This window comes from Candidatus Obscuribacterales bacterium, assembly GCA_036703605.1.
Classification (GTDB): domain Bacteria; phylum Cyanobacteriota; class Cyanobacteriia; order RECH01; family RECH01; genus RECH01.
Map to the genome: position 1 here is coordinate 1 of DATNRH010000639.1, position 9,915 is coordinate 9,915.

A 9,915-nucleotide genomic window follows, 5' to 3' on the forward strand; every position below is an offset into this window, starting at 1 on the left:
CGGCTAAGCCAAGGCTTGGGAGCCTTGGTCGATGCTCCGTTTCAATTGAAGTTAATTCCTCAGTGTGGTCACTGGATTCAGCAGGAAGCCCCACAAACTGTGAACCGGGAGCTACTCCGTTTTTTAAGGCAACCCCTATAATGGGCAACCCTTGCAGCGGAATCAAAGTCTATTTCTAGGGTTTGAGAAAAACTTCTCGGATCTGTCACCCAAGCCCTGTCGTTTTCGTATTGAAACCACACAAACCGTTGCAGTTGTTGACAGTCTATCTGGTTTTTATCAGGAGACATGTCAAACCGTAGAGCCTCTCTGGAGAACCTGACAAAATGGAAGTAGATCTCCATCATGCAGAGGCGCGATTGATTTGACGACGGATTTTCTGGTGGGGCGCGATCGCGACGTGTTCCGGCTCAACCTTACGTTTTTAGATAAGTGCAACGTAGACCTACGCTCGCTTTCTACCCATCCATCAACTTCATGAAGCATTCAACCCTACGACGCTATGATAGACCCCCAATTTTTGGCATCGCAGTCCATACAAGCTCTAGACAGACAGCCTGATCCGGAACTGAATCAACGCTTAGGACTCTACCAGGTCTTCTTAAGGCTCTATGAGCAAAACCGAGGATTGCTGGATGAGATTTTAAACTTAGAAATGTCAGGAGCCCGCTCTCTGCGAGGATCCATGTTTCCCTACGTACAGGGCATGGTTTTAGGGGAGCGAGCTTATATTATCACCAATTTAGTGGGCAGTCGGAGCCAAACCTTTGCCCAGCCTCAACATATATGGACGATCGGCCGAGACTCGCGACGGGTGAATGTGCCCATTCGCGATCGCCGTCTGTCTCGATACCATGCATCGATTGAATATATTCCTCAAGAGGGCTTTTATCTGCGTGATTTGGGCAGCAGCAATGGCTCCTTTGTGAATGGCGAGATGTTGCGTCAGCATCGGCCCTTAGCCGATGGCGATCAGGTGCGTTTGGGCAGCTTAACGTTTACATTTTTTGTCACCCAAGCCATCCAGCAGCTCAGTGAACTATCTCCCGACGTGTTGACCCAGGTGAGCCTGGCAGACGCACCTCCCACCATGCCGCTCGATCCGGAATATCAAGACGCAGAGGATCTGTGGACATCGCAAGAGGATGAAGCGCGAGACTCCACAGCCCTTGGCTCTGAAGACACCTCGATGTTTATGCGCCGACATCCTTAAGGTTCACGGTGAGGTATCCCTACCCTCTGCTAGTCGGTGAAAGGCAGCGATCGCCCCACATTGGGCTGCACAGCGCCAAAGAGCTGGCCCATGAGCAGGGTCTGGGACTGGGGCATTTGCCCATAGCTAAATAGGTAGGGTAGATCAGGGCTCGTTGCCGATTGACAGGCTGCAACTCCGTAAGGACTGCCGTAGATCAGCAAGGCTTGAATAGGACAGGTTTGATGTAGAACCGCCAGCCACTGCTGGGCAAACTGGGTAAGACCGGCCGCCCCTCGGAAAGGATTACCCCGCACAAAAAGCTGCACAATGGTGGGGCGAAGCGGCAGGATTGCGCTGGGCTGACAAGGGCTATGGGGATCAATAAGCCGCAGAGTATAGCCGCGTTGCTCAGGTATGACGATCGCTGGACTGGTGAGCCCTAGGAATGGACAATGAACCAGGCTATCCACCAAAATTACGTTCCAGCCCAGCTCATCAGGCTTGAGTCCGTCTATGGGGAACGAGCCTTGGCGATCGCTAGACTGCTCAAGAATCGTCTGCACCGTGGCGATCGCCTTGGGGGTGGCGATGGCATCCAAGGCCAAGGGCGGCGGCGGCAGGGTTTCCCACTGATGGGAGGTATCGCCAGCCGGTAGACGATGACCGAGGAGACGATGCTTGGCGTGCCAGATGCGATCAAGGGATGCATGGATCCGCTCTAGGGGCAGATCCCCGGCATCCACCGCCTGGCAAATCGCCTGTACCGTGGCCACCGGATCCGCTGGCATCAGCAAACTATCGGCCCCCGCTCGAATTGCCTGAATCGCTGCCTCGGTGGGGCCATAGCGGCGGGCGATCGCTCCCATCACCAAAGCATCGGTCACAATCAACCCTTCAAACCCCCACTGCCGCCGCAGCCAATGGGTTAACAGCAGGGGCGAGAGGGTGGCGGGGTAGTTAGCATCGAGGGACGGACTTTGGATATGGGCCGTCATTACCGCATCGACGCCGGCAGCGATCGCTTGCTGGAAGGGCGGAAATTCTAGTGCCTGCAGCCGTTCTAAGCTGTGGGGTAAAATCGGCAGATCGAGATGGGAATCTGTGGTGGTGTCGCCATGGCCAGGAAAATGTTTAGCCGTGGTGAGAATGGCCTGCTGCTTGGCCCCTTGCACAAAGGCGGCCGCCAGCCGCCCCACGATCTCGACCTGATCGCCAAAGGCCCGGACATTGATCACCGGATTCAAGGGATTGGAGTTGACATCCACCACCGGAGCCAAGATCCAATTCAGACCAATTGCCAGGGCCTCCTGGGCCGTGATTGCCCCAAAGTCCGTCGCCGCCGCGATCGCCCCCTGCAGATCATGACCAGCGATCGCCCCTAGGGCCATGGGGGGCGGAAACCAGGTGGCTCCACTAAAGCGTTGGCCCACCCCCTCCTCAATATCTGCCGCCAGCAAGAGGGGCACCGCGGCCCAATCCTGCAACTGCTGCGATCGCACCGCCAGCTCCACCGCACTGCCACCCAGGAGAATGACGCCTCCCACCCCTAGGGTTTGGATCCAGTGGCGCAGGGTTTCTGCAGGCGGTTCTAGGGCTGGATACTGGATCTGATGATCAAAACAGTAGCCCGACGCTCGCACCACAATCATCTGCGCCACCTGTTGGGGCAGCGGCAGACTGTTCCAGTCCGGCAAACTCATTGGGCGATCGCCCCCAAAATCACCCGCCACGACCAGCTCAACCGATCGACCGCAGCAGGATAGGCGATCAACGCGATGCCCTTAATCATCACCACCATCAGCGTCGTCACCATCAGCGTCATCCACAGCCACCGGATCTGCCTCTGCGGGCTCATCGTCGAGGAGTGACGGGTTTTGGCTGAGTTGATTGATCAACGACAGCACCCGACTGCCTCGCTCAATGCCCCGGTCTTCCACAAACAGCACCTCAGGCGTGCGGCGGAGGCGCACCCGTTTTCCCAGTTCACTGCGGACAAATCCCGTGGCAGACCGCAACCCTTCCATGGTTTCCGTGCGGGCTTCATCACTGCCGTAAATGCTGACAAAAATTTTGGCATGTTGGAGGTCACCGGACACATCCACATCCGTGACGCTCACCATGCCCATCCCCACCCGCTCATCTTTAATATCGGCAACCAGCATCTGGCTGACTTCGCGCCGAATCAGCTCTGCTACGCGCTCTACGCGACGATTCTTTGCCATAGGTGTCCCTCCCAACGGGTACAGGTTTAATCTTGGGGTGGGTTACTAGCCCGCATTCAACCCTAGCATTGCCCGCAGAGTAAAGGTGAGAAATGCGAAGGAAGCGACCATGAGCCCCACGAGAGCCACCGCCGTTGTGGGACGTTCAAACAGGGGAATCAACGGCTTTACAAACGTATAGAGCACACCCAGGCTAAAGGTGATTAAATAACGGGGATAGCGGGAAACGTTTTGAAAAAAGTCTTGCATAATCGTGGGATAAAAATAAGTGCGCAGGTGCCCACTGGGATAGTACACTGTCAGTACAAACTGTCAATACAAGCAGACGCGATCGCCCAAGCAGCGCCCAAGACGACCCAAGTAACGTTGGCTCCTGTGGGCGATTCTACTATCTAAACCGCAACCATGGCGCGCTAGCCTCTCCCCATTGTACGGACTGAATGCCTGGAACACTAGCCCACCGTCGGAGATTCCATGGTGTTTTGTACCTAACGTCTGTCAGTCAATACGAATCATAACTGCCTCTAGGGCACTACCGGTTAACCAGTCTCATCCCCGTCTCAACCCCAAACCTGAGCCGCCTCAGCCATGCCCATGTCCTTACCCCGTCCCTCCTCTGCTGCGATCGCGCCCCGACCGTTCTTAAAATGGGTGGGCGGCAAGGGGCAGTTGCTCCAGCAATATCGAGCCTTCTTCCCAACGCAGTTTGACACCTACTACGAACCTTTCTTGGGGGGTGGGGCTGTCTTTTTTTTCCTATCCAGCCAACTGCGTCAAGCCTATCTGACGGATATTAACCCTGAGCTAGTCAATGTCTATGAATGTGTGCAGCAGAACGTGGATGAGGTACTCCACCATCTGGCAGAGCATCGACGGGCCCATTGTTCAGAGCATTATTACGACGTGCGGGCCAGTGAGGGGCGATCGCCTGTGGAGCGGGCAGCCAGGCTGATTTATCTCAACAAGACTTGCTTCAATGGTCTGTATCGCGAGAATTCCAAGGGAAAATTTAACGTACCCATGGGGCGCTACAAAAATCCCGGCATTTTTGATCCCGACGTTCTCTACGCCGCCTCTGCGGTGCTACAACGGGCCACCATTACCCGTCAGCCCTTTGACCATGTTTTAGACATTGCCCAGTCTCCCTGCGACTTTGTCTATTTTGATCCGCCCTATCATCCCATCAGCGCCACCAGCAACTTCACCGGCTATAACCGCTATGCCTTTGGGGAAGCCGATCAAATTCGTCTCTTTCAAACCTTTGTCGCCTTAGCCGAACGAGGCGTACAGGTGATGCTATCCAATTCCGACTGTCCCTTTATTCGTGATCTTTACGGCAGTTGCGATCGCGCCCATATCCACACCATTTCGGCGGTTCGCTTGGTCAACTGCAACGCCCAGCGGCGGGGCAGGATTACCGAAGTCCTGGTTACATCCTACAAACCTCCGCTGCAGTCCATCTAAGTTGTCCTACTCAATCGCCCTAAATCATCTCGTCAACCCCAACGCCCTACCCATGCCGGAGCCCATCTGGACAGACTTTCAGCAGCAGATCGTACAGACAGAGCTGGAGCAAATCTACCGTAGCGGCACCCGCCTCTCCCCTAGATTCGCTCCCACGGCAGCGATCGCCCCTCAGCTCTACGCCTATACAACCCTAGAATCGACCAATCTCTTCCTGGCAGACCTCATGCAGCAAGGGGCCGCCGAGGGCACCGTCGTCATCGCCCAACAGCAGCAGTCTGGCCGCGGGCAGCGAGGGCGGGTATGGCAGTCTGAGGTAGGGGGCATCTATCTCTCGGTGGCGCTGCGTCCCGACTGTAGTGCCCAGGCCGCGCAACAGCTCACCCTCTGCTGTAGTTGGGGCATTGCTCAGGCTCTTCGGCAGGGGTCGATTCCGGTGCAGATTAAATGGCCCAATGATTTGGTGATCGAGGGGCGCAAACTTGCCGGCATTTTGACAGAAACCCGTCTGCGCCAGGGGCAGGTAAAGCAGGCCGTGGTTGGCGTGGGGCTCAACTGGAGGAACACCACCCCAGCCCATGGCATCGCGCTGCGGGATTGGCTGATCGAGCAAGGGCGATCGCCTCTCCCCTCCATGGAGCAGGTGGTGGCCCAAGTCCTGTGGGGACTCCTGAGCGCCTATGGCCTATGGCAGCAGGTTGGCATGGCAGCGATCGCCCCTGATTACCACGAGCTTCTCAGCCATCTCGGACAATGGGTACCCCTAGGAGATCGGCAAGTGCAGGTGATCGGCATTTCACCCCAGGGAGATCTGGAGGTGCGGGAGGCTGAGACTGAAAGCGATCGCCACCTGCAGCCAGGAGAAATCCACCTCGGCTACGCAACTCCAGGCGAACCCAATTCTAACGCTCTAAGCGCGGGGAAAGGTGGGGAGATCAATCGAGGCTAGGGACGTCCGCTTTTTGCGAGGGCTAGAGGTTTCTAGGGTAGGAGAGGGGGGAGCTGGGGGAGTTAGTGGAGTTGGCGGTGGGGCGATCGCTGGCTTTTCTTGGGGTAATGATAAGGACGGACGTCCAGCAGCCTTGGATGCAGTAGCCTTGGGTAACGACGTTCCATGCCCCGGCACAGCATCGTAGTTAATTGCGGCAAAGGCATCAAAATTGCCCGATAGGCTCGCCTGCACCACATCATCGGTGGAAATATCCACCAGCCGTGCCAGATCTTGCCACAGCGACTCTTCTGCCTCAGGCGAAACCGTGCTGTCTGCGGAGAGATCGTCGAACAACGGTACGCGATCGCCGGACGGTTCGACCTCCGAAGCCGACGGCGTAGCGGGAGAAGCTTCAGCCGGCTGCTCGGCCTTAATCACCTCCATCACCGAATCCAGCAAGGGTTGTACCGCCGCATCAAGCTGTTGCAGCAGGGCAGGATCGAGGGGAGCCGGTTTTTCTTTCTCCCCGGGCAAGGACAAGCTTGATGGCGCTTCCGGATCGCGTTTGACTTGGGACAGGGCTGTCAGTTTGGGGGGAAGAGGCGTCTGGGCGAAGCTGTTGACAGGACTGAAACCAGCCTTGGCAGAATCTGAGACGGCTGCCAGATCCGTAGGTGACTCCGTGAGCAACCCTGTGGACACATCAATCGGTGGCGTAGCGGGCGAAGCCACAAGGGGCGCGACCGGCAGAATGGTATCCAGAGGCTCTTCTTCTGACATGAGCGGCACATCATGCAGGGCAGACTGGAGCTGGGCTTCGATCTTGGAAACATGGTCAGAAATAGCCTGGGCTGACCAGGGCTGAATCCCCTTAGCTTCCCGTAAGACAGCGGGCAGCCCTTCATCAGCGGCCTCTGCATCAGCCCCTTCTAGGTAGCTCGGCAGGGGCACTTCTAGGGATTTTTCCAAGGCAACTTTGAACTGCAGAGTATAGCGCTGCTGGCGATGGAGACGCGATCGCAGATCTCGACAAACCGCTTCTAGCTCCGTCAAATGTTGCGTCTGGGCTTGGTAGCGCTGCTGGGTCAGAGCACATTCCCGCTCTAGCTCAGCAATCCGCTGCTGGCTACTTGTAAACTGAGCTGTGAGGGTATCAATGCGGATCTGCTGGCGCTGTTGGTGTGCCACCTCTCCTTGAGGCAATTGGGATAGCTGATCGGCTGATGAATCTAAGGTGGTGGCAGAGCGATCGCCCCCCAATCCCGCCGCCATCTGGGCATCGTCCAACGCGACCTCAAGCTGATTCACCCGCTCCAGCAACGCATGATTACACTGGTTGAGATCTTGAATTAAGGCAATTAAATCCGATACTTCCGGTGGCGCAGGGGGCTCATTGGGAGCAGAATCGGAAGACGTCGTGGCGGTGCTGGCCGTTGAAGAGAGATCGGGCAACACTGTTAATGGCCGAGGGCGATCGCTGGGGGAGGACGTCGTCAGCCGAGGCTGCACATCACCACTGTCGTACATCGCCCGCCGCTCCATGGCATCAATGCTAATGGCGTTGGGAAAATCAACCAACTGCCAATCGTCAAGATGGGCCGTGGGTTCGTCCCCAATGGCAGAGAGAGGGGAAGCTTCACGATGGTGTTGCACCGGATCACGACGCTCGGCAGAGGTCTGCTCCTGGGACGACGACGAATGCATGGGAGGAATGTTGGCTTCAGTCATGACGCAGACTCGATTCACCTAAACAGACGTTAACAGACTCTAAACATATCCGCACCGCCACAGCAGTGGTCAAACCTTTAGGCAAGGGATGCCCCAATGTAGTCTTATCCCTTGACGGAATGGATGTCGATGTATCGTAGGGTTGCAGCTATCGACAGCTCAGCTCCACACCCCTAAGACCTAGATTAAGATCTAGATGATCTAGATATAGAAGACACAGATTAGCCAGCTTTGGGCAAAAGCAGGGGGACGTCATGGAGCGGTAATCTGCTCAACGGTTAACGGAGTCCATGATCGCGGAACGGCGCGAGACCAGCATCTCAAGTCATAGGCTGGATGGACATTAGACCGGCTGGACGGCATCCGTCACCCTAAGATATGCGAGATTTTAGACATCTGCAATGTTGAGCAGAAGTTGAGCGGAATCAAAACCTTGGCGATCGCCCCCCATCTAGACCTTAACGCCCAAACCGTCTATCCATCTCTGAACATGCATGTTTAAAGATGCATGAAGCGATCGCAACAATGCGTAAAGCGATCGCTCCTATCTTAGAGCCGCTCAAGCAACATCAACCCAATCGGTCAAGCCTTTGGTGTACCTGAGATTGGGCCATATCAGCCAATTCTGCCCCGAGGCGATCGCTGTCCAACGAGCCGACGCAACCCAGCCATACCAGCTCCTCAGAGCGCCGGTGTGACACGAAAATTCACGGTTTTCCACCCATGACTTCGCTATCGTACAACTAGAGGGCTAGAGCGAAACCGTCATCGCATCAAAGGTTCCGCCGTCCCTGTGATCTCTCCACTCCAACCATGGGGCATGGATTGACCACCACCACCCACAGGCATTATGGAGTCGATATCCTATGGCTACGCTTTCCCAACCATCCTTTCGTCCAAACCGCTGGGTCATGGTGGCCCTAGCCTCTCTAGCCATTTGGTTAGGGGGCAGCATCGTGGTCGATATGGTCATGATGCCTAGCCTCTACCTAACGGGCATGATGACCCAGTCTGACTTTGCCTCCGCTGGCTATCTGATGTTCTGGATTTTTAACCGCGTTGAACTCCTCTTGGCGGCAGTTGTGGTCACCAGCATGTTGCTGCTCACCCGTCTCCAGGTGATTCAAGCAACCACCCGTCAATGGGCGATCGCTCTCGCATCGGTACTGGTCAGCATTTGCTTGCTGGAAACCTACATCTTTTCTCCAGCCATGAGCCAATTGGGTCTAAATCTCAACCTCTTTGCTCCTGCTGCTGTACCCGATGCCATGACAGCTATGCACCAAGGCTACTTCGTCCTAGAAGTGCTGAAATTTGCTGCAGGCGGTGTGCTCTTGGCCCTGTGCTACAACATCAGCCATCACACTCCCTCGCCGGATGCATAAGGCGATCGCTGCCAACGATGTGTAGACCATGAAGCAGCATGATTAGATTTCCGGGGGTATTGTTAGGCAATGCCCCTATTTTTTGTATCTATCCTGGACTATCCAGTGCGCTATCCCCCCTTGGGGCCATAACAACCCATCCGCGAACAGTGCGATAATGCCAATCAGTGCCAGGGCGTAGGTCTCCAAAAACCGCCATTGGTCAGGATCTAGTGAGACGGGGAGAGGGAATGACGGAACAACGATCCATGCCGTTGCGGCCATTAATTCTAGGCATTCTGACGGTACTGGTCGTGCTGCAAGTCAGCATACGACTGTTGGCAAGTTGGAATGAACCGCAAATCACCAGTCGATTGCAGCTCTACCAAACCGATCTGCTGCTGAATGCGGCTGAATTGGAACTTGTCTCTAGCGCTAACGAAGCCGGCGACGTCCCACCTGTGCAAAATGTGTTGGTGGGCGCAAATCCCCTAGCGACCGCGCTGAAGCAATATCAAGAGGTGCGGGAGTCTGCCCAAACCTCGCTGCAAGGCTTCCAGAGACGTCTCGATGATCTCAACACCGATGCTGATCCAGCCGGTGCCAGCCAGCCAGCGATCGCCTCTCCTTCAACCCCAGCGGCCGCTGAATCGACCCAGGCCCTACAGCGAGCCATTCAGCAGCAGCAGAGTTTGCTAAACCAGCTTGATGTTCGCATCGGTCTTCTACAGGTCAATCAAGACAAGACCCCATCGGCCTTAGAGCTTTGGCAGCAGGTGATGGAGCGATCGCCCCCAGATACGGGATCATCTGCCGCCACAGATCCGTCCCTTGGGCTCACCGCCGAGATTTTATCGGGACTTTGGAGCCAGCCAGCCCGAATTTTGCCCGATGCGGAGCCTAATTTACAAAAAAATCTAGACGGCTGGTTTCGCTACCAGTCCCTGGTCCGGCTCTATACTCTCCAGCAGCGTAATGATGCCTTAACAGAGCTCCAAACACTCCAGCAAG

9 protein-coding genes are annotated in these 9,915 nt (G+C 55.9%); 5 read left to right on the top strand and 4 right to left on the bottom strand.

Annotation, left to right across the window (positions count from 1 at the left end; all coding sequences use genetic code 11):
- The first annotated feature begins 502 nt into the window (after nucleotides 1–502).
- A complete protein-coding gene (locus tag V6D20_13430; GenBank protein ID HEY9816782.1) occupies nucleotides 503–1,213 on the top strand; it encodes an FHA domain-containing protein in 711 nt (236 codons plus the stop codon).
- Between the two features lie 29 nt (nucleotides 1,214–1,242).
- Here the strand turns inward: V6D20_13430 and V6D20_13435 are convergent, their stop codons facing one another.
- The 3 genes from V6D20_13435 to V6D20_13445 are packed head-to-tail and all read right to left on the bottom strand — an operon-like array spanning nucleotide 1,243 to nucleotide 3,666.
- A complete protein-coding gene (locus tag V6D20_13435) occupies nucleotides 1,243–2,925 on the bottom strand; it encodes a glycoside hydrolase family 3 N-terminal domain-containing protein (GenBank protein ID HEY9816783.1) in 1,683 nt (560 codons plus the stop codon).
- 51 nt (nucleotides 2,926–2,976) lie between these two features.
- Entirely contained in the window at nucleotides 2,977–3,417 is a 441-nt protein-coding gene (gene rbfA / locus V6D20_13440; protein HEY9816784.1) for a 30S ribosome-binding factor RbfA, read from the bottom strand.
- A 45-nt stretch (nucleotides 3,418–3,462) separates the two neighbouring features.
- A complete protein-coding gene (locus tag V6D20_13445; GenBank protein HEY9816785.1) occupies nucleotides 3,463–3,666 on the bottom strand; it encodes a DUF751 family protein in 204 nt (67 codons plus the stop codon).
- Nucleotides 3,667–4,011: 345 nt separating this feature from the next.
- On the opposite strand from V6D20_13445, the gene V6D20_13450 reads away from it, so the two are divergent.
- Both V6D20_13450 and V6D20_13455 read left to right on the top strand, forming a co-directional pair.
- Entirely contained in the window at nucleotides 4,012–4,881 is an 870-nt protein-coding gene (locus V6D20_13450) for a DNA adenine methylase (GenBank protein HEY9816786.1), read from the top strand.
- Nucleotide 4,882: 1 nt separating this feature from the next.
- On the top strand, nucleotides 4,883–5,830 hold the full coding sequence (locus V6D20_13455; protein HEY9816787.1) for a biotin--[acetyl-CoA-carboxylase] ligase: 948 nt from the start codon (nucleotides 4,883–4,885) through the stop codon (nucleotides 5,828–5,830).
- On the opposite strand, the gene V6D20_13460 is transcribed toward V6D20_13455, so the two are convergent.
- Nucleotides 5,792–7,540 carry a hypothetical protein gene (locus tag V6D20_13460; GenBank protein ID HEY9816788.1) on the bottom strand — a complete coding sequence of 583 codons (1,749 nt, stop codon included), beginning with the start codon at nucleotides 7,538–7,540 and terminating at the stop codon, nucleotides 5,792–5,794. The two genes, V6D20_13455 and V6D20_13460, sit on opposite strands and share 39 nt — an antisense overlap.
- An 866-nt stretch (nucleotides 7,541–8,406) precedes the next feature.
- Here V6D20_13460 and V6D20_13465 point away from each other — a divergent pair.
- Together V6D20_13465 and V6D20_13470 are read left to right on the top strand one after the other, a co-directional pair.
- Nucleotides 8,407–8,925: a hypothetical protein gene (locus V6D20_13465; GenBank protein ID HEY9816789.1), complete on the top strand. Its 519-nt coding sequence runs from the start codon at nucleotides 8,407–8,409 to the stop codon at nucleotides 8,923–8,925.
- A 230-nt stretch (nucleotides 8,926–9,155) separates the two neighbouring features.
- Nucleotides 9,156–9,915 (top strand): hypothetical protein (locus V6D20_13470; protein ID HEY9816790.1); only part of this gene is annotated, 760 nt, incomplete at its 3' end.

Bases quoted from the DNA above. Each gene is read 5' to 3' on its own strand.
- V6D20_13430 (HEY9816782.1), top strand. From the start codon at position 503: ATGATAGACCCCCAATTTTTGGCATCGCAGTCCATACAAGCTCTAGAC.
- rbfA (HEY9816784.1), bottom strand. From the start codon at position 3,417: ATGGCAAAGAATCGTCGCGTAGAGCGCGTAGCAGAGCTGATTCGGCGC.
- V6D20_13445 (HEY9816785.1), bottom strand. From the start codon at position 3,666: ATGCAAGACTTTTTTCAAAACGTTTCCCGCTATCCCCGTTATTTAATC.
- V6D20_13450 (HEY9816786.1), top strand. From the start codon at position 4,012: ATGTCCTTACCCCGTCCCTCCTCTGCTGCGATCGCGCCCCGACCGTTC.
- V6D20_13460 (HEY9816788.1), bottom strand. From the start codon at position 7,540: ATGACTGAAGCCAACATTCCTCCCATGCATTCGTCGTCGTCCCAGGAG.
- V6D20_13465 (HEY9816789.1), top strand. From the start codon at position 8,407: ATGGCTACGCTTTCCCAACCATCCTTTCGTCCAAACCGCTGGGTCATG.